Annotated in this window: 17 protein-coding genes; 7 read left to right on the forward strand and 10 right to left on the reverse strand. The window is 53.2% G+C overall.

All coding sequences use genetic code 11. From position 1 onward, the window contains the following. Window positions 1-30 precede the first annotated feature (30 nt). Window positions 31-1506 carry a MocR-like pyridoxine biosynthesis transcription factor PdxR gene (gene pdxR / locus D6M16_RS10700; protein WP_120511768.1) on the forward strand — a complete coding sequence of 492 codons (1476 nt, stop codon included), beginning with the start codon at window positions 31-33 and terminating at the stop codon, window positions 1504-1506. Here pdxR and D6M16_RS10705 read toward each other — a convergent pair. The 3 genes from D6M16_RS10705 to D6M16_RS10715 are packed head-to-tail and all read right to left on the reverse strand — an operon-like array spanning window position 1498 to window position 3723. Continuing rightward, window positions 1498-2487 carry a peroxiredoxin family protein gene (locus tag D6M16_RS10705; RefSeq protein ID WP_120511769.1) on the reverse strand — a complete coding sequence of 330 codons (990 nt, stop codon included), beginning with the start codon at window positions 2485-2487 and terminating at the stop codon, window positions 1498-1500. The genes pdxR and D6M16_RS10705 overlap by 9 nt on opposite strands. A 34-nt stretch (window positions 2488-2521) precedes the next feature. Further along, on the reverse strand, window positions 2522-3025 hold the full coding sequence (locus D6M16_RS10710) for a TlpA family protein disulfide reductase (RefSeq protein WP_162940973.1): 504 nt from the start codon (window positions 3023-3025) through the stop codon (window positions 2522-2524). A gap of 11 nt (window positions 3026-3036) precedes the next feature. Further along, window positions 3037-3723, reverse strand: coding sequence for a cytochrome c biogenesis protein CcdA (locus D6M16_RS10715; protein ID WP_120511771.1), 687 nt, complete (start codon window positions 3721-3723; stop codon window positions 3037-3039). Between the two features lie 222 nt (window positions 3724-3945). On the opposite strand from D6M16_RS10715, the gene D6M16_RS10720 reads away from it, so the two are divergent. Further along, window positions 3946-6294 carry a winged helix-turn-helix domain-containing protein gene (locus D6M16_RS10720; protein WP_120511772.1) on the forward strand — a complete coding sequence of 783 codons (2349 nt, stop codon included), beginning with the start codon at window positions 3946-3948 and terminating at the stop codon, window positions 6292-6294. Between the two features lie 640 nt (window positions 6295-6934). Beyond that, a complete protein-coding gene (gene pykF / locus D6M16_RS10725; protein ID WP_120511773.1) occupies window positions 6935-8347 on the forward strand; it encodes a pyruvate kinase PykF in 1413 nt (470 codons plus the stop codon). 96 nt (window positions 8348-8443) lie between these two features. Here the strand turns inward: pykF and D6M16_RS22595 are convergent, their stop codons facing one another. The 3 genes from D6M16_RS22595 to D6M16_RS10735 all read right to left on the reverse strand — a co-directional run bounded on the left by D6M16_RS22595 (window position 8444) and on the right by D6M16_RS10735 (window position 10985). After that, window positions 8444-8575 carry a hypothetical protein gene (locus D6M16_RS22595; RefSeq protein ID WP_276131395.1) on the reverse strand — a complete coding sequence of 44 codons (132 nt, stop codon included), beginning with the start codon at window positions 8573-8575 and terminating at the stop codon, window positions 8444-8446. A gap of 197 nt (window positions 8576-8772) precedes the next feature. Further along, window positions 8773-9267, reverse strand: coding sequence for an acetolactate synthase small subunit (ilvN, locus tag D6M16_RS10730; RefSeq protein ID WP_027251784.1), 495 nt, complete (start codon window positions 9265-9267; stop codon window positions 8773-8775). Then, window positions 9267-10985, reverse strand: a complete 1719-nt coding sequence (locus D6M16_RS10735; RefSeq protein ID WP_120511774.1) for an acetolactate synthase 3 large subunit — start codon at window positions 10983-10985, stop codon at window positions 9267-9269. The genes ilvN and D6M16_RS10735 overlap by 1 nt, the downstream gene beginning before the upstream one ends. Window positions 10986-11040: 55 nt before the next feature. Between D6M16_RS10735 and D6M16_RS22205 the strand changes: the two genes are divergently transcribed. After that, window positions 11041-11232, forward strand: a complete 192-nt coding sequence (locus tag D6M16_RS22205) for a hypothetical protein (protein ID WP_162940974.1) — start codon at window positions 11041-11043, stop codon at window positions 11230-11232. Window positions 11233-11588: 356 nt separating this feature from the next. Here D6M16_RS22205 and D6M16_RS10740 read toward each other — a convergent pair whose 3' ends face one another. The 4 genes from D6M16_RS10740 to D6M16_RS10755 all read right to left on the reverse strand — a co-directional run bounded on the left by D6M16_RS10740 (window position 11589) and on the right by D6M16_RS10755 (window position 16554). After that, complete coding sequence (locus D6M16_RS10740; protein WP_120511775.1) at window positions 11589-13409, reverse strand: AMP-dependent synthetase/ligase; 1821 nt, start codon at window positions 13407-13409, stop codon at window positions 11589-11591. 243 nt (window positions 13410-13652) lie between these two features. Then, on the reverse strand, window positions 13653-14609 hold the full coding sequence (gene leuO, locus D6M16_RS10745; protein ID WP_120511776.1) for a transcriptional regulator LeuO: 957 nt from the start codon (window positions 14607-14609) through the stop codon (window positions 13653-13655). A gap of 320 nt (window positions 14610-14929) precedes the next feature. Further along, entirely contained in the window at window positions 14930-16042 is a 1113-nt protein-coding gene (locus D6M16_RS10750) for an MJ1255/VC2487 family glycosyltransferase (protein WP_120511777.1), read from the reverse strand. Then, entirely contained in the window at window positions 16039-16554 is a 516-nt protein-coding gene (locus tag D6M16_RS10755) for a phosphatase PAP2 family protein (RefSeq protein WP_162940975.1), read from the reverse strand. The genes D6M16_RS10750 and D6M16_RS10755 overlap by 4 nt, the downstream gene beginning before the upstream one ends. A gap of 485 nt (window positions 16555-17039) precedes the next feature. Here D6M16_RS10755 and leuA point away from each other — a divergent pair, with 485 nt between their 5' ends. The 3 genes from leuA to leuC are packed head-to-tail and all read left to right on the forward strand — an operon-like array spanning window position 17040 to window position 21150. Further along, window positions 17040-18590 (forward strand): 2-isopropylmalate synthase, encoded by a 1551-nt coding sequence (gene leuA, locus D6M16_RS10760; RefSeq protein ID WP_120511778.1) that lies wholly within the window; start codon window positions 17040-17042, stop codon window positions 18588-18590. 2 nt (window positions 18591-18592) lie between these two features. Further along, entirely contained in the window at window positions 18593-19684 is a 1092-nt protein-coding gene (gene leuB, locus D6M16_RS10765) for a 3-isopropylmalate dehydrogenase (protein ID WP_120511779.1), read from the forward strand. A gap of 26 nt (window positions 19685-19710) precedes the next feature. Continuing rightward, window positions 19711-21150, forward strand: a complete 1440-nt coding sequence (gene leuC, locus D6M16_RS10770; RefSeq protein WP_120511780.1) for a 3-isopropylmalate dehydratase large subunit — start codon at window positions 19711-19713, stop codon at window positions 21148-21150. Window positions 21151-21152: the final 2 nt, after the last annotated feature.

Consider the following 21152-nt stretch of genomic DNA (forward strand, 5'->3'; position numbering starts at 1 on the left):
AATGAATGGACTTAAAGAGGTGAACCGGGCTTGGCTTTGTTGTCTCCAACACTCATAGAAACCGGTGATCTGTCGATCACAGGAAGTTCAGGTACGCGCCAGGATCGGCTTTTTCACGCGATCCGCGACAAGATTGTCGCTAACTTGTGGCCAATGGGCGGGAGATTACCGTCAACACGCAAACTGGCTGAAGAGTTATCCCTGAGCCGTAATACTGTCACGGCAGCTTATGAGCAACTGGTCGCGGAGGGCTATATCGAAAGCCGGTTGGGCTCGGGGTTTTACATCTGTGTTGACCTGCCGGATCACTATCTGCCGACGCAATCGTCACGGGACGATAGCAGGCCACCAGCCATCGCGCAGGCCCTGGATCTGAATGCCCCTTTTGCACCCGGTGTACCGGATCTGGCCGCCTTTCCGGCGGCCAAATGGCAAAGTTTATTGCAGCGCCACGCCGGCCGGCAGTCGCTGATGGGGAATCAGGATCTGCAAGGATTAGCCGTGCTGCGACAGGCGTTGTCAGATTATCTGGCCTCCAGCCGATCGGTTCACTGCGATCCCAGCAGGATCATTATTACCGCCGGGGCACAGCAGGCGCTGTCACTTGCCCTGCTGGCAACGCTCAATCGGGGTGACAGGATCCTGATGGAGCAGCCTGGCTACACCCAGATGCGCAAGATCATCGACTGGCAGGGGTATCAGTTACAAACACTCAACATACAGCCATATCAGGGGCTGGACGTTAATTCCGTACTGACCAGTGAGTCAGAGGCACTCTATTTAACCCCAAGTAATCAATATCCTATGGGGACAACTCTGAACACTGAGCAGCGGCTGAAGCTGATTGAGTGGGCCATAGCGGGGAAACGCTGGATCATCGAAGATGACTACGACAGTGAATTTCAGTTTGCCCATCGTCCTTATACCAGTCTGCAGGGGCTGGCCGGTCAGATGGGCTGTGATGATCGGATCCTTTATGTCGGCTCGTTCAGCAAAGTGATGTTCAACAGCCTGCGGCTGGGTTATCTGGTGGTGCCTTCCTCGCTGGTATCACGCTGCCTGATGATCAAAGATGCACTGACCGGCGACACCCAGGCGCACACTCAGGCCGCACTGGCTGATTTCATTCAGGAAGGCGATTTGCTGCGCCATATCCGCAAAATGCGTCGGCTGTACAAAGACAAACATCGCTTGATGCTGGATGCCATCAGCCGCTTTTTCGGGGATCAGGTGGAAGTGCTCAGCCAGCCTGCCGGACTGCACATCACGCTCAGGTGGCAAGGTGGAATCGGTGAAGATGACTGGGCGCAGCAGGCAGAAGCCGCCGGGATAGTGCTGCGACCGCTGAGTTACTACGAGCCCGCAGCACACCCCACCAGAGACTGGCAGGGTGCGGTGCTCGGCTTTGGCAATGTCGCCACTGATGCGATCGATACATTGATTGCCCGCCTGGCCGCACTGTTTCACCACCAGCCAGAACGGTCAACCTCTTCGGAATCAGCGTAATTGGTCGCCGCGATACTGAATGCGCCCCTGGGGTCCGACATCTATCTGGTAGGGCGTCGCATGCACGCCATAAGCTTTATAAAGTGCATTCTCTGTATCAAAGATCAGCGGGGCTGTCAGGCCAAATTTCTCAGCAAAACCCGCTGCGATACCAGCATCAATGTAATACCCGCTGATCACGCCCACCCACTGCCGTGATGTATCCGATTCAACCTGCTGCTGCCACTTTGCCAACTTGTCCTCACAACCCGGAAAATGCGGCATCGGGCACAGTGCATCAATAAAGAACAGCGAGACTGGCTGCTTGTCTTTGGCCTTTGTCATCAGTGCCGTCAGCGAAACGGTCTGACCTGTTAAGGTTTCTCGTTCAAACACAGGCGCAGTATCGCCGAGTTTGGGCACAAGATAAGGTACAGGTTTTTTGACAAGTTGCTCTGATTCAACCGGCGGTTGTAGTGTTTTCCAAGCGTCCGTTTCAGCTGGAACGCTGGCCGCTTCAAGCTCATACGCCGCATCCTGTTCGAGATTGAGATAGGCCAGCAAGGCATCGTTATCACCACTGAACACCACTTTGCCCTGCTCAATCAGCACATGCGCTGGCGTCTGCCAGAAGCCAAATGCTTTCAGCAATTGTTGCTGATTATCGAGCACGATAGGGGCAACCTGCGGGAAATATCCCTGGAACTCCTGCAATTGAGCAAGCGTCACATTAAATTCCGGTTGTATCCAGATCTGCTGGGTAGTTTGCCTGAAAGATTCAGGCAACCGCCCGACGAAGGCATCTGCACCTTCACCGGCATAGCTGGTCCAGATATCCAGAAAGACCAGATGGGTCCGCTCCTCATCAGAGATGTCTAGTGGTTGACCGGATATGGTTTGCTGCCGTTCCAGCAATGCCACACCAGATTCAGCCTGAGAGACTGCCGGTGCCAGCAAGCAGATCAGCACAGAAAAAGTAAACAAAAAGGTCGATATTTTCATGCCTTTATCCTTTTAATTCAGTGTATTTGATTTATCAGTGCTGAACCCAGCGTTCAATGATCTGATCCAGCTGATCCGTAGCCAGAAAAGTGCGGTAGGCAATCTTGCCATGCTTATCGATCAGAATATGGTGCGGTGTGCCCACGACCTGATACTTCTGGGTAATCTCCCCATTGGCATCAAAAATAGTGGGGATGTCATACCCTTCCTGACGGAAAAGTTGCTGAATCTTTGCCACTGAGTCATTAAAACCAACATTGATAGAAATCACTTTAATTTGGTCGCCATATTGGTCTTCGATAGCATTCAGATGCGGCATCTCAGCTTTGCAGAAGCTGCACCACGTCGCCCAGAACTTAAGGTAGACCGGCTGTTTGCCAAGGTAATCCGATAAATTGAAATCTTGTCCAGACAAGGTTTTTGCCTCAAACAACGGTACGGTTTGTTCCATTTCCGCGGCCTGGACAGCAGGCATTGACAGGGCAATTGCCAGCACTATGGCTTGCCACCCTTTGTTGATTAACACAGAAGTTTTCATATCATCTCCAACTAAAGTAACTGAAAGAAAAAGAAAGTGCCGGCGCCGGCCATCAATGCGGCCATCAGCCATTTCACCCGGTTCATCCACTGGCCTGAACGCGGCAGCGATGACAGCAGGCCACCGAAAGTGCCCGCGAGCACCAATAGCGCACTCATCCCGAGAGCAAACACAAACATTAGCAACGCGGCCCAATAGGCATTGCCGGAGGATGCGACGTACATCAGCAGCATACCCAAGACAGGGGAAGTGCAAGGCGCCATAACCAGCCCGGAAAAGGCACCGGCCAGAAAAGTGCCGATGAGCGGCTGTCGGACAAACTGAGGCAGGGGCAGGTTTATTGAGAACCCCGGGAGTTGAAGCCAGCCAAGCATCCAGGCGGCCATGGCGAAACAGAATCCTCCCACAAGTATCAGTGTGATCGGATGGCTGGCGACCACACCAAACAGCTGTCCCGTAGTCGCGGCCAGCACACCGAGCAAGGCGTAAATAACGGCAAGGCCGAGCACATAACTGACGGACAGCCCAAAGGACTGCCAACGCCCTTTCGCATGACTGCCCACCACGGAGACTGTGATCGGCAGCATGGGGTAAACGCATGGGGTTAGGCTGGTCAGCAGCCCGGCCAAAAATATTGCGCCAACAATCCACAACCCGAATTGCTGATTAAAAAGCGCAGTTTGAATAGCGGTTTCCATTGGAGGTCGCATCCTTTGTTGATAAAGATGCAACGGTTATATCGGACAACGGGAAAAGCGTTCTCAAATCGGTCTAAAATGGCGGTAAAATCGACATAAAATTATTATAAAACACATAAAATCAATAATTTACACACAGCACCCTTTCGCCTTATCTGATTGATTTCAGACGGGTTGTCCGTACAATGAAGCCTCATAAATTCAGACTCAACCGGATACTTTATGGCCTGCTACCAGTTTGCTGCTTTTACGTTTAATCCCGAAACAGGACAGTTGTGCCATCAGACGTCCGCAGGTCAAACCGAAGTTCACCTGCGCCACAAAGTGTCTCAATTACTGGCATATTTACTGACTCGTCCAGATCAGGTCATCAGTAAAGACACCCTGTTAGACGCTTTATGGGACCACAGCGAATACCGGGAAAACTCACTCACACAAAGTATTCGTGAACTGAGAAAAGCATTAGGCGACAGCGCCCAGAATCCCCGGTTCATCCGGACCTATCCTCAGCGGGGATATCAGTGGATTTGTCCGGTCACTGAACCGACACAACAGGCCGAACTATCATCAGCACGAGATGAAACAGCATCAGTGAAACAGCTCCGGCACGTTTCCAAGCCTGTTCTGCTCTCTGGCCTGCTCACTGTGCTGGCGCTCGTCACCGTATTGTGGCTGATGCAAAGCCCATCATCTCTGAGTTCTCAAAACCCGCGGCAACACGCCGCGCAGCGCAGTTCAGGGCTGGTTGTGCTGCCCATGATCAATGACACCGGCAAAGCAGAGTTTGACTGGGTCCAGCTCGGGCTGGCCGATATGCTGTCGGTTCAATTAACTCAAAGCGGGCTACAGCCCGTCATTCCGCCAGCCCTTGCAAAAGCCTGGCTTCTGGATGCAGAGCTCAGCTGGCCTGCCCTTCCGGCTCAGATACGTACGCTGCTCAAACAACGGGGCTTAGAAGCCGCACTGTTTGCCAGCATCCGGCTGCACAACAAGCAGCAAGTGCTGACATTTCAAGTCATTTATGCGGACGGACGAACACAGCAAGGCAGCATGAGCTACCCGCAACTCGCCTCCGCCATGCACTCTGTCAGTCATCAACTGAACCGGCTGCTCAGCCCTGGCGACATCCAGCCCGAGCCGAAAAAAGCACCAGCCATTGCCGTGCAGACACTGGCACAGGGACGATCACTACTGCAAACACAGGGGGCTCTGGCAGCCCGGAAATACTTCGAAGCGGCCCATATTCTGGAGCCCGAACGCTTATGGACCCAGATCCAGCTGGCGGGTACGGAAGTACTTCTGGGACAGTGGCCACAAGCAACACATCGCCTTCGATCTCTTCCGGATGCACTGATTCGTAAGGAACCGGCATTGTATGCCGCACAGCGCTATTGGCTGGCTGAACTCAGCTACCGACGGGGCGACTCGGAGACATCAGCTTTGGTCGATGAGGCCGTGCAGGCTGCAGACCAGTCAAACGATCCACAGATTCGCATCATGGCTTATCAGCTACGGGCGCAGCTGGCATGGAATGAAATGGACTGGGCAACCCATGATAAGTTGACTCAGCAACTCATTGCTTTTTTAGGAAAAGGACAGGCATTACGTCAGGATGCGGATCAGCAGTTTTACCTCGGCCGCCCAGCCAGTGTCGGGCTGGAAAGAAGCCCAGGCAATGACCTTGCGGCCAATCAGGTCCGACTGTTTAAGGCCCTGAACTTTTACCGTCAGCTTCATGATCAACCACGCCAGGCCGCAACTTTGTTGGCCATCGCCCAAAACGATCAGATAGACCCGCCGATCCGCGAATCTTCCCTGAGCGATGCCATCGCGATGTACCGTGAACTCGACCAACCTTATGAACTGGCACTGGCCTTGATATATCAAGGGTTTTATCTGATGCAGTCCCATCAGGGCAGAGCCGCTGAAATCTATTTCAGCGAGGCCAAAACGCTGGCTGAAGAGCTTGGTGCACAACGCCTGTTACTCGACAGTGAATTCTATCTGGCTTTTGCGACGATGGATCAGGGGTTAGATCTGAAGTGGCTGGGCAAGCATGAACAGCAGCCCCACCAGCTGGCACGTGCTGAGAAAGCCTTTTCAGAGCTGCTGAAAAAAGATGTCTCCCCTTTGCTACAAGCCAATATCGCTTTATTCCGAGGTTGGATCGCAACCGATCAACAGCGGTTGTCGCTGGCAATGACGCATCTGGATCATGCAGAACAAGTTGCACAAACACTCAATCTGCCACTGACCCAGAGCTATATTCGCTACAGCAAGATGCAGATTCATTTAGAGCGGGGTGACTATGCTGCCGTCATTGCACTGGGCAGTGTCACGCCGATCACCCGGCTTGAAGCGATATACACCGCCCGGGCACATTTTGAGTTAGGACATCCAAACCGGGCGATGGCGACGTTGGCAAAATTTCAGGCCGATTTTCCCGAGCAGTGGCTACCTGAAGACACACAACGCCAGCAACACTACCAACAGGCGTTACAAGGCCGTTCAGTCGTACTGTCTGCGGATCCGAAACCGCACCTCGTCTATTGCGAAAGCGGCTGGCTGTAAGGTTTACTCCTCAAGCCCATGTGCCCGAACAGGCTTGTGATGTATTCATGACGCCATTGAGCACAACATTGACAACAGATGCTTGCGTAGCGACAAAACACATATAAGCGCAATGGAAAAATTTGCCAGTTGTCATCAAACAGCAACCTGTTTTCAACAAAATTGGTTATTTGATAAAAAACTTTATATGGCTGATCACGCGGTCCATTCATTCTGGTAACAGGTGGAATAGCTGATCAGAAAAGGCTTTCGCAGAAGAATCAGAATGATGGAACGCTGATCAGACAAAAAGCATGACCCAACTCACACGCTGGTAAGGGATAGAAACTCTGCTATACTTACGACCTTGTTAATTCAGTCACTTTGTGGCACTGGCCAGCGAATCTCCACCACTACCGTGTCGACGATTCAGTCAGTCTGTACACCCTTTTCATCAGCTTTATCAAAGCAATGCAACTGCTTTTATAAAGCAAGTAATGTTGCCAAACAATTTGTATGGCTCAGTGATACCTTTCAGGACTTTGTTGATAAAAACACGATCATGATCTCATTTTGTAGCTATGATTCAACATCAATAGATCAGTCCTTTGAGGTATAACAGCGCCAGAAGTTTCCTTCAAGTTCTCGGAGAATATCCTCAATGAAAAAAACCAAAATCGTCTGCACGATTGGTCCTAAGACTGAATCTGTTGAAATGCTGACCAAACTGGTTAACGCTGGTATGAACGTTATGCGTCTGAACTTCTCGCACGGCGATTTCGCCGAGCACGGTCAGCGTATCCAGAACGTTCGTGAAGTCATGGCGAAAACCGGTCAACCTGTTGCCATTTTGCTGGATACCAAAGGTCCTGAAATCCGCACCATCAAACTGGAAGGCGGCGCAGACGTTTCACTGACGGCTGGTCAGGACTTTACTTTCACCACAGACACCACTGTTGTCGGTAACCAAGACCGCGTGGCCGTGACTTACCCTGGTTTCGCCAACGATCTGACCGCGGGCGACACTATCCTCGTTGACGACGGCCTGATCGAAATGGAAGTGCTGTCCACGACCGACACTGAAGTGAAATGCCGTGTCCTGAACAACGGTGATCTGGGCGAAAACAAAGGGGTTAACCTGCCAGGCGTCTCTGTCAAGCTGCCGGCACTGGCTGAGAAAGACAAAGCCGACCTGAAATTCGGTTGTGAGCAAGGCGTTGACTTCGTTGCCGCTTCTTTCATCCGTAAAGCAGAAGACGTTAACGAGATCCGTGAACTGCTGAACGCGAACGGCGGCGAAAAGATCCAGATCATATCTAAGATCGAAAACCAGGAAGGCGTTGATAACTTCGACGCGATTCTGGAAGCTTCTGACGGCATCATGGTTGCCCGTGGCGACCTGGGCGTCGAAATCCCGGTTGAAGAGGTCATCTTCGCGCAGAAGATGATGATCGAGAAATGTAACCGTGCCCGTAAAGTGGTCATCACTGCCACTCAGATGCTGGATTCTATGATCAAGAACCCGCGTCCGACCCGTGCGGAAGCCGGTGACGTTGCCAACGCCATCATGGACGGTACTGATGCCGTGATGCTGTCTGGCGAGTCGGCGAAAGGTAAATACCCGATTGAAGCTGTCACCATCATGGCGCAAATCTGTGCCCGCACCGATTCAGCCATGCGTGCTTCACTGAGTGCGCGTCTGGACAGCCCTCGCCTGCGTATTACCGAAGCTGTCTGTAAAGGTGCGGTAGACACAGCAGAGAAGCTGAATGCGCCGCTGATCGTTGTGGCAACCGAAGCCGGTAAGTCTGCCCGTTCTGTACGTAAGTACTTCCCGACGGCCAATATTCTGGCTATCACCACTAACACCAAAACCGCAGCTCAGCTGTGCCTGACCAAAGGCGTTACGCCAGTGGTGGTCGATGCCATAGAAAGCACTGATGCCTTCTATGCACGCGGTAAGGCGCTGGCGCTGGAATCCGGTCTGGGTGCAAAAGGCGATATCGTGGTCATGGTTTCCGGTGCACTGGTACCGTCAGGCACCACTAACACTGCCTCGGTACACGTACTGTAAATTCAGCAGTCGCGACAACCGCAGATAGAAAACGGGAGCTTTGGCTCCCGTTTTGTTTATCTGCCCGACGTTTTTTTGCATTACTGTTCAAAACACTCACCAGCCAAACATTTCCTTGTGATGCGTATTGAGCAATAAGACCGCCAGCAGAAAATACAACGCACTGACGTGAAAGCCGAGCCAGCACAGCATCAGCGCCATACAACGAACTAGAACGGTATTTAACATCAATCTGCCCTCTCCTCGCATGCTGTCTGCCAAGTTGAAAACATGTCAAATCCTATGGCACAGCCACACGGTCAACCGAAAATGTCTCCACATCTCTTATTAGACTTTAGTCTAATGTCTGAGGAAAAGGCCACTACGAAAAAGCCCGCCAGGTGATGCCTGGCGGGCTTGAAAAGGAAGGTATATTGCTGGAAGAATCAGGCCTTCAGTGAACGCTCACCGCGGGCAATACCGACTACGCCACTGCGGGCAACTTCAATGATTTCAGTCGCTTCACTGACGGCGTCCAAAAACGCATCCAGTTTGTCACTGGTGCCGGCCAGCTGAACGGTATAAATCTGGCTGGTGACATCCACAATCTGACCTCGGAAAATATCCGATGTCCGCTTCACTTCTGCACGGGCATAACCGCTGGCTTTGACTTTCACCAGCATTAACTCACGCTCAACATGCTCTGAATCAGTCACATTGCTGACTTTTAAAATATCGATCAGCTTGTGCAAGTGTTTCTCGATTTGCTCCAGCGCCGCATCTTCCACGCTGGTAGTAATATTCAGCCGCGACAGCGTCGGGTCGTCCGTCGGTGCCACAGTCAACGATTCAATGTTGTAACCACGCTGGGAGAACAGCCCCACCACGCGTGAAAGTGCACCTGGTTCATTTTCTAATAATACTGATACAATCCTGCGCATTAGGTTCTCTCCGTTTTACTCAGCCACATTTCACTCATGGATCCGCCTCGGATCAGCATTGGGTAAACGTGCTCTGTTTCATCCACGCTGATATCGACAAAGACTAACTTATCTTTCATTGCTAAAGCGCGTTCCAGCTCACTTTCCAGCTTCGCCGGATCCGAAATTCGGATACCGACATGACCATAAGCTTCTGCAATAGCGGCAAAATCAGGCACTGAATCCATGTAGGAATGCGAGTGACGGCCCTGATAAATCATGTCCTGCCATTGTTTTACCATGCCCAGGAAACGGTTGTTCAGGTTAATGATTTTCACCGGAATGTCGTACTGCAGCGCGGTCGACAATTCCTGGATGTTCATCTGAATACTGCCGTCTCCGGTCACACAGAGTACTTCCGCATCAGGAAAAGCGAACTTCACTCCCATCGCCGCCGGCAGGCCAAAGCCCATGGTGCCCAGGCCACCGGAGTTCAACCAGCGGCGCGGCTTGTCGAACGGATAGTACAGGGCCGCGAACATCTGGTGCTGGCCCACATCCGATGCCACATAGGCATCGCCATTGGTTAATTTATAAACGGTTTCAATAACCTGCTGAGGCTTGATGCGGTCGCTGTCTGTTTTGTAGCTCAGGCATTTGCGCGCCCGCCAGGATTCAATCTCACTCCACCACTCATCCATCGCGGCTTTATCGTTACTGCACTGCTGTTCTTCCAGCAACTTGAGCATGCTGTTGAGCACTGCATCGGCAGAACCAACAATCGGAATGTCTGCTTTGACTGTCTTGGAGATCGACGACGGGTCGATATCGATATGCATGATGGTGGCATTCGGACAGTATTTTTCCAGATTATTGGTAGTACGGTCGTCAAAACGCACGCCGATACCAAAAATCAGATCAGCATTGTGCATGGTCATATTCGCTTCATAGGTACCATGCATACCCAGCATGCCCACGCTGTTGCGGTGCGTGCCCGGGAAAGCGCCCAGTCCCATCAGGGTACTGACCACAGGAATGTTCAGGCTTTCTGCCAGTGCCAGCACTTGCTGCTCACTGTTCGACATGATGACACCGCCACCCACGTACAGCACCGGCTTTTTAGCCGCCAGCAAGGCTTTCACGCCGCGCTTGATCTGACCTTTGTGGCCCTGCAGGGTGGGATTGTACGAACGCATGCTGATCGCTTCCGGGTACTGGTACGGATAGGCTTTGGACGGATCCAGCATGTCTTTAGGGATATCGACAACCACAGGTCCGGGACGGCCGCTGGCTGCAATGTAAAAGGCTTTTTTAATGATGGCCGGAATGTCTTCGGTGCGCTGCACCAGAAAACTGTGTTTAACAACCGGGCGGGAAATACCGACCATGTCGCATTCCTGGAAAGCATCGTTACCAATCAGGTGGCTCATCACCTGACCGGACAGCACCACCATAGGGATAGAATCCATATACGCGGTGGCAATACCGGTAATGGCGTTGGTTGCACCCGGACCGGATGTCACCAGTACAACGCCGACTTCACCCGTGGCACGGGCGTAGCCGTCTGCCATGTGAACAGCTGCTTGCTCATGGCGCACTAATACGTGCTCGATGTCGCTCTTTTCATGCAGCGCATCGTAAATATCCAGAACAGAACCGCCGGGGTAACCGAAGATATGCTTCACGCCTTGGTCGATCATCGAACGAACGATCATATCAGCGCCGGACAACATTTCCATATTCTTGTCTCCAGGTTGCGTATACCTGCGTCTGTACCGGAGCATCTGACCTGATGTGCCGGGAAATTATGGCAAGCTGGGGCTGTCTTTCTGTGCCGAAGCAGCAGAAGGGCAGTCATACCGGGTTACGCCAGAATACCGAACGGGTTTGCTTAACAATCGTCGCCGTCAGCAGGACAGCGGTAGGGAGCAGACCAACAGTGTCAGTGGTACAGACGGGTATAACATAGTTAGGGCTTATCTTTAGCCTAAAGAAATCCAGTGTGTTTTTCGTACTATGTGACTGCCAGCGGACATTCCCGCCAGCAGTAACCCAGTCGCCACCTTAACGTTTTTTAACCGCTGACGTCCATTCCCCACAGCTATTTCGTGGTTATTTTCTGTACTGACTGTAAATGACCTTATTAACGGCCAACGAATAGAAATTGAGCAGGATAATGAACCAGTATCACAGTAACAAATCAGCATATGCACCCATCCCGGGCTTTGTAATGCTGGCATGCTGACAGAAAATCATGAAAAAGACAGGGCTGAGTCTCGCAGATAAGACAACGGCCTGCAGGCAGGCCGTTGCTGACGGAAAAGATTGCCGGTTTGTACCGCTTAGCGCTTCGGTGAGTCCTGGCGCTGGTTCTCGTGATACATAGCTTCGATCTGCTGATGATACCGCTGTTGAATCACCTTGCGGCGCAGCTTCTGCGTTGGCGTCAATTCTCCTTCATCCATGGAGAAGGCTTCGGGCAGTAAAGTGAACTTTTTTACCTGCTCGAACTTGGCGAGATCTTTTTGCAACTCGGCAATGCGCTTCTCGACCACGGCCACAATCTGGCTGTGCCTGAGCAACTCCAGACGGTTGTGATACTTAATATTCAATTCACGGGCGTGGTTTTCCAGTGTTTCATAACAAGGCACCACCAGGGCAGAAACAAATTTGCGGGCATCGGCAATCACCGCAATCTGCTCGATCATCGAATCCTTGCCGATCGCGCCCTCAATCACCTGAGGCGCAATATACTTACCGCCTGAGGTTTTCATCAGCTCCTTGATCCTATCGGTGATGAAAAGATTTCCCTGTTCATCAAATTTCCCGGCATCACCGGTTTTCAGAAAGCCGTCCGCGGTAAAATTCGTCGCGGTTTCTTCCGCCAGCTTGTAGTAACCACGCATCACCATGGGCCCGCGCACCAGGATTTCACTGTTGTCGCCGATTTTCACTTCCGCGCCGGGCATCAGGGTGCCAATTGAATCGGCATTAAAACCAATATCATCCCAGCAGGAGACGGTCGCCGTGGTTTCCGTCATCCCGTAACCCAGTTTGACGTTGATGCCTATAGCATGAAAAAAACGTCCGATACCGGCATCCAGCTTGGCACCACCGCACGGCATGAACTTGATGCGTCCGCCCAGCACGTCACGCAGCGTTGACAGCACCAGTTTGTCAGCCGCTTTATGGGCGATGTTTAACCAGAGCGCCGATCGGCGGTTCTGCTGGCGGCAAGTCGCCATACGGTGACCAACAGCCAGTGCGGCGTGAAACAGCGCCCGGCGGTGCAACGGGGCTTTGGCCACTTTGGCCTGCACTGCACTGTAGATTTTCTCGTAAACACGCGGCACCGCCGACATCACATTCGGACGCACTTCCACCAGCGCCTCTCGCACAGCATTGGTGTCGGTCAGGTAGCAGTTGATACCGCCGCGGTGCAGCACATAGAAAGTCCAGGCACGTTCGAACACATGGGATAATGGCAGAAAACACAAGGAGACATCCCCTTCGCTCAGTGCCAGCTTCTGATCATGGCCCTGCAGCTGCGCGGCAATATTGGCATAATCGAGCATCACCCCTTTGGGCGTGCCTGTGGTACCTGAGGTGTAGATCAGCGTCAGCAAATCATCCATCCGGCACTCTGCCAGACGGGCCTGGAGCGCCTCTTCATCCCCTTTTGTGGCCTGGGCGACAAACTGCTCGTAATCACACACCAGAGCATGATCGGCATGGTCATTGGCCCCATCCATCAGCACGATACGTTCCAGCTGCGGGCACTCTGCCGCTATCTGCAATACCGCGTCCAGCTGAGCAGCTTCGCCCACGAACAGCACCTTGATGTCGGCGTTATTGATAATATAGGCTGCCTGCTGAGCGGTACTGGTCGGATAAATCGGCACCGTCACCCCGCGCAGGAACAAGGTTGACAGATCGGCAACCGTCCAGCGGGCCATATTGGGCGAAAAGATCCCGACCTTATCCTGAACGCCGACGCCCTGAGCCAGCAACGCCAATGAGAGCTGGTGAATCTGTTCACCCAGTGTCTGCCAGCTGATATCCCGCCACTGGCCATCGTGATGATAACGCAGCGCAATGCGGCTCCCTAAACGGGCGATCTGGTGCTGAATACGGTGAACTATGTGGTAGTCAAGTTGTGACATAAACGGCTCTGTCATGAAATTAGCTTACAGCTGTTCGCTGAAGGAGCGGAAAGTCTACTGATCGGACGTCAAAAGGCAACAGAGATCATCTGCGTGAAAGGCAGAATGCTGCATGGCTCTCACTCCTTAAGATGACATAAACCCATTCGGCGACAATCCGCACTCACATTCAGAGCCAAAAAAAGAAACGGCTGTTTCTCCGGAGAGAAATAGCCGTATTCAGCACAGTAAGCTTAGCGAAACTTAACAGATAACTTGATCACAGATAGCCAGTAGCTGTTCGCGCAGCCACTGATGGCCCTTGTCCTTTTGCGACGAGTCATGCCAGCTCAGGTAGCCGCTGATGGTCTTATTTGCAAACGGCAGAGTCATCAACTGGAGCGACAAGGTATCCGCCATGGATTGCGCCAGCCACTTCGGCATCACGGCAATCAGATCAGACTGGCCGACGACATACATCATATTGCTCAGGCTGCCGCCCTGATAGGCAATCTGGCAGCCCGGCACCTGATGATAGACGGCTTCGGCAAACCCGCGGGCCCCCTGCACCGGCTGCAGCACCGCATGCTTTTCAGCTACAAACTCATCGGCACTCAGCGCCCCCTGAATACGCGGGTGGTTACCGGCAGCGACCACAACCAACTCGTCTTTAAATAATTCAGTCGACGTGAAGCCCTGATCATCAAAGCGCAGATAATCGATTACGAAATCCAGCTCCTGATAGCGCAGTTTCTGCACCATGTCACTTTCGATTCCCGCTTCCAGGGCCACCTGTGCTTTGGGCGCCAGATCGCCCAGCTGCCGCAGGATGTGAGGGGCGAAACGGATGTCCAGCGGATTACACACCGCCAGGCGGAACAAGCGGTTCGAGGTTTCCGGCAGGAAAGTCGAAGACGGCAGTTCATTTTTAATAAGCTGCAGCGCCTGACGCACAGGGCCGAATAATTGCTTGGCTCGGGTGGTTGGCTGGATGCCTCTTCCATGGCGAATGAACAGCTCATCATCAAAGGTTGTTTTCAGTCGTGCAACGGCATTACTCACCGCTGGCTGAGACATACCCAGGTTATGTGCTGCTCGGGTGATATTCTGCTCCTGCATCACCGCATCAAATACTGTCAGCAAATTCAGATCCACATTCCGTAGGCTCAGGCCCATGGAAAGATTTTCTGCTGCTTGGAAAGACATACCTCTACGCGCCATTTCTGACCTCTTCTTCGAATAATCCTGAGAGTCTTGCTCCCGCTAACCAGGGCACAACACCCTCACATACCCATTAGAAAACTGGGGGTAATCAGTATTATTCAAAAGAATGATGACACCAATACCCTGAGAGTGACCAACCGGGTTCTAACAGTATGATATAGGTCAATATTGAACGATAGTCCAAACAAAAACAAGCAGATAAATTCGTTATAAAAATATCTAAAAGGATATAAAACAATATGACTAAAGATGAATTTCAATTACTTAGAAGGGAATCAGACTCCTGACGCGCCAGCCACGCCAGGAAGAAAAGGTGATCAATAACTCCCAGTGATTAATGAACGCTCACTGGATATCCCGCCGTCTGAGCCAAAATCCGCCACGGTTTCAAGGACAGGCTCCGGGAAGCTGACAGGTTCCCAGAGTGACTGGCACAGCGCGTCTACTGGCGGGCGGTTTTCCTCCTGTAACCAACGGGTAACCGCCAGCGCTACATCCGGCCAGATAACCTGACCCGGCGAATGGCTGTCAAGCCAGTTACGTAACGCAGCGGCATCCAGTGAATGCATACCAACCGCCAACCCCATCATCTCGAGCGTCGCCACATTGCTCAGCTGCTCGTACTGGCCCTGCAAGGGTTTGAGCAACAATTTCTTGCCCAGTGCGATGGCTTCGGACGGCAGTTCAAAGCCGCCGTTCGCAATCACACCGTCACACACGGCTAATCGCTGATGAAAACCTGTCCGGCTCAGTGTGCAGACCTGTACATTGTCCTGTTGATAATTGTGCCGCACAGACGGGTGATAACAGTAAAACGTCACCGCGGAAAAGCGGGACAACATCTCCAGCACTTTATCCAGCGCTTCAAAAGGCAGGTACACCAGTATTGAGCCATCGGATTGTGCCGGTACAGCGGTATGCTGAGGCACAATCGGCGGCAGGATCGGAGCGCCGAAATGGTACCAGTGCAGACCCAATGGCTGATCCGTCGGCGCAAAATAGCGGATCAGCTTTCTGTCCAGCCAGTTTTCCCCTTCTTTAGGCACGTCATACAAAAACGCGCTCTGATGACTGAGTCCCAGGCTGGGGATCCCCTGCCGGCGGGCGGCCCAGGCGGAAACCGGCTCAAAGTCATTGATCACCAGATCATAGCCGGACAAATCCATGGCCTTGACCTCCCGCCAGAAATTCCGCAGTGAATTACGCCGGAACGTTTTCCAGTGGCTCACCTTGCCGTGCTCTGTGATAAAAGTCAGCCCTTGGGAGGTGTGATAATCGCCGAAACACGCCATATCAAAATAGTGTTCAGCAGGACGGCCGGAGAAATGGAAATCCACACTCACGCCAAGCTGAGAAAAAGCTCTGGCCATTTCTCTGGCCCGGGAAATATGGCCGTTACCGGTTCCTTGTACGCCGTAAAGTATCTTCATATCGCCCCCTTGACGATATCAAAGCACATCATGCCCAGCAAAGCGCCTGCCACAATGTCGGTAATGAAATGCACACCCAGCAGCACACGGGAAAATCCGATCAGGATTGCCCAGGGCCAGACCAGCCAGGCTACGGCCGGGTAATAGGTAGAAATTAAAGACGCCATCAGAAAAGCAGCGGCAGTGTGCCCGGACGGCAGGCTGTATTTGTCAGAAGGTTGAATAAAACTGGGTAGCTGCGCCGGACGGTTGCGTTTGAAGGTGTTTTTCAACAGCAGGTAGACAGGCAATTCCAACAGGAATGCCAGTAATCCCAGGCCTAATACCTGACTGCCCTGTTGCCGGTCAAACACCCAGGCCAGCAAGCCGAACAGTAAGTACAAAGGCCCGTCGCCCGAACGGGAGACTATCCGGCTCAGTGTCGCCACCGGCTGATTAAAGCGGTGACACAGACATAAACTGGAAAAGGCGTAATCAAAGCGCTGGATAGGTACTAGTACAGTCACTGCCATAGCACTATTCTCCTCTTAACCTGTGCAGCCAGATTAAGAAGCGGATATGACATCCGGGTGACGATTTCGAGGAAGGATAATGACAATCGCCGTCTTTGCGCTGGCGGTGGGGTCAGGTACGGCTGTGCGCTAGCCACGGGTCTGTGACAGCCACTGCTCGACTAGTACCAAAGCGGGTCTGGCTCCCCTGCTCTCCTATTGAAAATGCATAAAGATACAATTATCGCTTGACGCTAGTCTGTACAATTTGATATTCCTTTGGTCAACAACACAGCGGATCAAAAATTACAATGCAAACACAATTCACTCTTCTACTCAGCCTACTCCTTCTCGTGACCAGTCGCGTGGGTAGCTGATGGGTGAAATTCACCGCTAAACATTCAGATTAACCCGCGCCCAAGCGCGGGTTTTTCGTATAAAGGCCCGGCGTACAGGACGCGACCCAGCCATCATAGACAGGCAGGCCAACTAAAAAGGAAGCAATCATGAACGATCAGGTCATTATATTCGACACCACCTTGCGCGACGGCGAACAGGCCTTGTCCGCCAGCTTAACCGTCAAAGAGAAGCTGCAGATTGCCTACGCACTGGAGCGTCTGGGTGTAGATATCATTGAGGCTGGCTTTCCGGTGTCCTCGCCGGGCGATTTTGAGTCGGTGCAGACCATCGCCAGGCACATCAAAAACAGCCGCGTCTGTGCCTTGTCCCGTGCTGTAGCCAATGACATTGATGTCGCCGCCGAATCGTTAAAAGTTGCCGAAGCCTTCCGAATCCATACCTTCATCTCCACCTCTACCATTCATGTTCAGGACAAACTGCGCCGCAGCTACGATGATGTTATCGATATGGCCGTTGCTGCCGTTACCCGTGCCCGCAAGTACACCGACGATGTCGAGTTTTCCTGTGAAGATGCCGGCCGTACCCCGATAGACAACCTGTGCCGCATGGTCGAAGCGGCCATCAAAGCCGGCGCAACCACGGTCAATATCCCCGATACTGTCGGCTATACTCTGCCCAGTGAGTTCGGCGGCATTATTTCCCAGCTGTTCAACCGCGTGCCAAACATAGACAAAGCCGTCATTTCGGTACACTGCCATGATGACTTGGGCATGTCGGTCGCTAACTCCATGGCTGCCATTCAGGCCGGTGCCCGTCAGGTAGAAGGCACGATTAACGGAATTGGCGAGCGCGCGGGTAACTGTGCGCTGGAAGAGATCGCCATGATCATCAAAACCCGTGCCGAACTGCTGGGTGTCACCACCAATATCAAGCACGAAGAAATTTCCCGCACCAGCAAGATGGTCAGCCAGCTGTGCAACATGCCGATTCAGTCCAACAAAGCCATTGTCGGTGCCAATGCCTTCAGTCACTCGTCCGGTATCCACCAGGACGGCGTACTGAAGAACAAGAACACTTACGAGATCATGACCCCGGAATCTATCGGTCTGAAGAACCAGGCGCTGAACCTGACCAGCCGTTCCGGCCGTGCGGCCGTCAAGAGCCACATGGACAGCATGGGTTACAACGACAACGAGTACAACCTGGATACCCTGTATGCCGATTTCCTGAAACTGGCCGACCGCAAGGGCCAGGTATTCGATTACGACCTGGAAGCCCTGATGTACTTCGCCAACATGCGCGAGGAAGACGACTACTTCAAGCTGAACTACCTGAGCGTCCAGTCAGGCAGCGTCATGGCGACCACCAGCATCAAGCTGCAGTGCGGTGACGAGGAGAAATGTGAAGCCGCGGTCGGTAATGGTCCGGTCGATGCGCTGTACCAGTGTATTTACCGTTTAACCGGCTATGAAATCGCTCTGGACAAGTTTGACCTGACCGCCAAAGGCGAAGGGGAAGACGGCCTGGGTCAGGCGGATATTATTGCCAACTACAAAGGCCGCAAGTACCACGGGACCGGTCTGGCAACCGACATTGTTGAAGCGTCCGGACAGGCTCTGCTGCATGTGATCAACAGCATCCATCGCGCCGAGCAGATTGCAGAAATTAAACAGAAAACAAAAATGGAGACAGTATAACCATGGCAGGTCAACGCTATAAAATTGCCGTGTTATCCGGCGACGGGATCGGTCCGGAAGTCATGCGTCAGGCACACAAAGTGCTGGATGCCATTGAAGCCCGGTTTGGCTTCACCCTGGAGCGTGAAGAGTATGATGTAGGTGGCATTGCCATCGACAAGCACGGCTCGCCGCTGCCGGATCACACCCTGAAAGGCTGCGAAGCTGCCGATGCTGTGCTGTTCGGCTCGGTCGGCGGCCCGAAATGGGAGCACCTGCCAGCCAATGAGCAACCGGAACGCGGTGCGCTGCTGCCGCTGCGCAAACACTTCCAGCTGTTTTGTAACCTGCGTCCGGCGCAGATCCACAATGGTCTGGAAGCCTTTTCGCCACTGCGTGCCGACATCTCCGAGCGTGGATTTGACATAGTGGTGGTGCGCGAGCTGACCGGCGGCATCTACTTCGGTCAGCCGAAGGGTCGCGAAGGGGAAGGTGCGATGGAAAAGGCCTATGATACTGAGGTCTATCATCGCTATGAGATCGAGCGTATCGCCCGGATCGCCTTTGAATCTGCCCGTCTGCGTCGCAAGAAAGTGTGCTCCATCGACAAAGCGAACGTGCTGCAAAGCTCTATCCTGTGGCGCGAAGTGGTGGAAGGTATCGCCAAAGAGTACCCGGATGTCGAACTGAGCCACATGTACATAGACAACGCCACCATGCAGCTGATCAAAGATCCGTCGCAGTTTGACGTCATGCTGTGTTCCAACATCTTCGGTGACATTATCTCCGACGAATGCGCCATGATCACCGGTTCTATGGGCATGCTGCCTTCGGCCAGCCTGAACCAGGACAAGTTCGGTATGTACGAACCTGCCGGCGGTTCAGCGCCGGATATCGCAGGTAAAAACATCGCCAACCCGGTAGCACAAATCCTGTCTGCAGCCCTGATGCTGCGCTACAGTCTGGAACAAGAAGAAGCGGCACGCGCCATTGAGCAAGCCGTCTCCCAGGCACTGGAAGCCGGTGAGCTGACCGCCGATCTGGCCGGCAACCGCCCAGCCCTGTCAACCGACGCCATGGGCGATAAAATCGCCGCCTACATCCGCCAGGCGTAAGCCGAACGACGAGGAGCAAACGAGCAATGTCAAACACAACACACACAGCCAAAACGCTGTACGAAAAAGTTTATGATGCCCATGTCGTGGTGGCTGCCGAAGGTGAAAACCCGATTCTGTATATCGACCGCCACCTGGTGCACGAAGTCACCTCACCGCAGGCCTTTGACGGTTTGCGTGAGAAAGGCCGCCAGGTTCGCCAGACAGGCAAAACTTTCGCCACCATGGATCATAACGTGTCGACGCAGACCAAAGACATCAATGCGTCAGGCGAGATGGCCCGTATCCAGATGGAAACCCTGGCCAAGAACTGTAAAGATTTCGGCGTCACCCTGTATGATCTGAACCACAAATACCAGGGCATCGTCCATGTCATGGGGCCTGAGCTGGGTATTACCCTGCCGGGCATGACTATCGTGTGCGGCGATTCCCACACCGCCACCCATGGTGCGTTCGGCGCGCTGGCCTTTGGTATCGGGACTTCTGAAGTTGAGCACGTGCTGGCGACCCAGACCCTGAAACAAGCCCGGGCCAAAACCATGAAGATTGAAGTCAGAGGCAAAGTCGCCCCTGGCATCACAGCCAAAGACATTATTCTGGCGATCATCGGCAAGACCACAGCTGCCGGCGGTACGGGTCATGTGGTGGAGTTCTGCGGTGAAGCGATTACCGATCTGAGCATGGAAGGCCGGATGACGGTCTGTAATATGGCGATCGAGCTGGGTGCCAAAGCCGGCCTGATTGCACCGGATCAAACCACTTTTGACTACATCAAAGGCCGTCACTTCTCACCCACCGACGCCAATTTTGACGCCGCCGTGGAATACTGGAAGACCCTGAAATCCGACCCCGACGCACAGTTCGACCAGGTGTTCACCTTGGATGCCAGAGACATTAAACCTCAGGTCACCTGGGGCACCAACCCGGGTCAGGTCATTGCCATTGATGAGCCGATTCCGGCACCGGACAGCTTCAGCGATGCGGTTGAGCGCTCTTCTGCCGCCAAAGCACTGGCCTACATGGGCCTGGAAGCAGGTAAAAAACTGGCCGATTTCCCGATTGATAAAGTCTTCATCGGTTCTTGCACCAACTCCCGCATTGAAGATATGCGAGCCGCCGCCGCTGTTGCCAAAGGCCGCAAAGTGGCTCCCCATGTACAGGCGCTGGTGGTGCCCGGCTCTGAGCAGGTCAAAGCACAGGCCGAGCAGGAAGGGCTGGACAAGATCTTCATCGAAGCCGGTTTTGAATGGCGCCTGCCAGGCTGCTCTATGTGTCTGGCGATGAACAACGACCGTCTGGGGCCTGGGGAGCGCTGCGCCTCGACCAGTAACCGTAACTTTGAAGGTCGCCAGGGCCGCGATGGCCGCACTCACCTGGTGAGCCCGGCGATGGCCGCTGCCGCCGCCTGTGCCGGTCATTTCGTGGATATCCGCGAGCTGGACCAAGCCACCGTCGCCACCGCCTAATC

The organism is Photobacterium salinisoli, from assembly GCF_003614885.1.
Lineage (GTDB): Bacteria > Pseudomonadota > Gammaproteobacteria > Enterobacterales > Vibrionaceae > Photobacterium > Photobacterium salinisoli.

What these genes read in the sequence shown, in the direction of transcription:
- D6M16_RS10755 (WP_162940975.1), bottom strand. Translation starts at nt 16,554, where the DNA reads ATGGCAGTGACTGTACTAGTACCTATCCAGCGCTTTGATTACGCCTTT.
- leuC (WP_120511780.1), top strand. Translation starts at nt 19,711, where the DNA reads ATGTCAAACACAACACACACAGCCAAAACGCTGTACGAAAAAGTTTAT.
- D6M16_RS10705 (WP_120511769.1), bottom strand. Translation starts at nt 2,487, where the DNA reads ATGAAAATATCGACCTTTTTGTTTACTTTTTCTGTGCTGATCTGCTTG.
- D6M16_RS22595 (WP_276131395.1), bottom strand. Translation starts at nt 8,575, where the DNA reads ATGTTAAATACCGTTCTAGTTCGTTGTATGGCGCTGATGCTGTGCTGG.
- D6M16_RS10740 (WP_120511775.1), bottom strand. Translation starts at nt 13,409, where the DNA reads ATGTCACAACTTGACTACCACATAGTTCACCGTATTCAGCACCAGATC.
- leuB (WP_120511779.1), top strand. Translation starts at nt 18,593, where the DNA reads ATGGCAGGTCAACGCTATAAAATTGCCGTGTTATCCGGCGACGGGATC.
- D6M16_RS10750 (WP_120511777.1), bottom strand. Translation starts at nt 16,042, where the DNA reads ATGAAGATACTTTACGGCGTACAAGGAACCGGTAACGGCCATATTTCC.
- pykF (WP_120511773.1), top strand. Translation starts at nt 6,935, where the DNA reads ATGAAAAAAACCAAAATCGTCTGCACGATTGGTCCTAAGACTGAATCT.
- D6M16_RS10720 (WP_120511772.1), top strand. Translation starts at nt 3,946, where the DNA reads ATGGCCTGCTACCAGTTTGCTGCTTTTACGTTTAATCCCGAAACAGGA.
- ilvN (WP_027251784.1), bottom strand. Translation starts at nt 9,267, where the DNA reads ATGCGCAGGATTGTATCAGTATTATTAGAAAATGAACCAGGTGCACTT.
- D6M16_RS10735 (WP_120511774.1), bottom strand. Translation starts at nt 10,985, where the DNA reads ATGGAAATGTTGTCCGGCGCTGATATGATCGTTCGTTCGATGATCGAC.
- leuA (WP_120511778.1), top strand. Translation starts at nt 17,040, where the DNA reads ATGAACGATCAGGTCATTATATTCGACACCACCTTGCGCGACGGCGAA.
- D6M16_RS10710 (WP_162940973.1), bottom strand. Translation starts at nt 3,025, where the DNA reads ATGAAAACTTCTGTGTTAATCAACAAAGGGTGGCAAGCCATAGTGCTG.
- leuO (WP_120511776.1), bottom strand. Translation starts at nt 14,609, where the DNA reads ATGGCGCGTAGAGGTATGTCTTTCCAAGCAGCAGAAAATCTTTCCATG.
- D6M16_RS10715 (WP_120511771.1), bottom strand. Translation starts at nt 3,723, where the DNA reads ATGGAAACCGCTATTCAAACTGCGCTTTTTAATCAGCAATTCGGGTTG.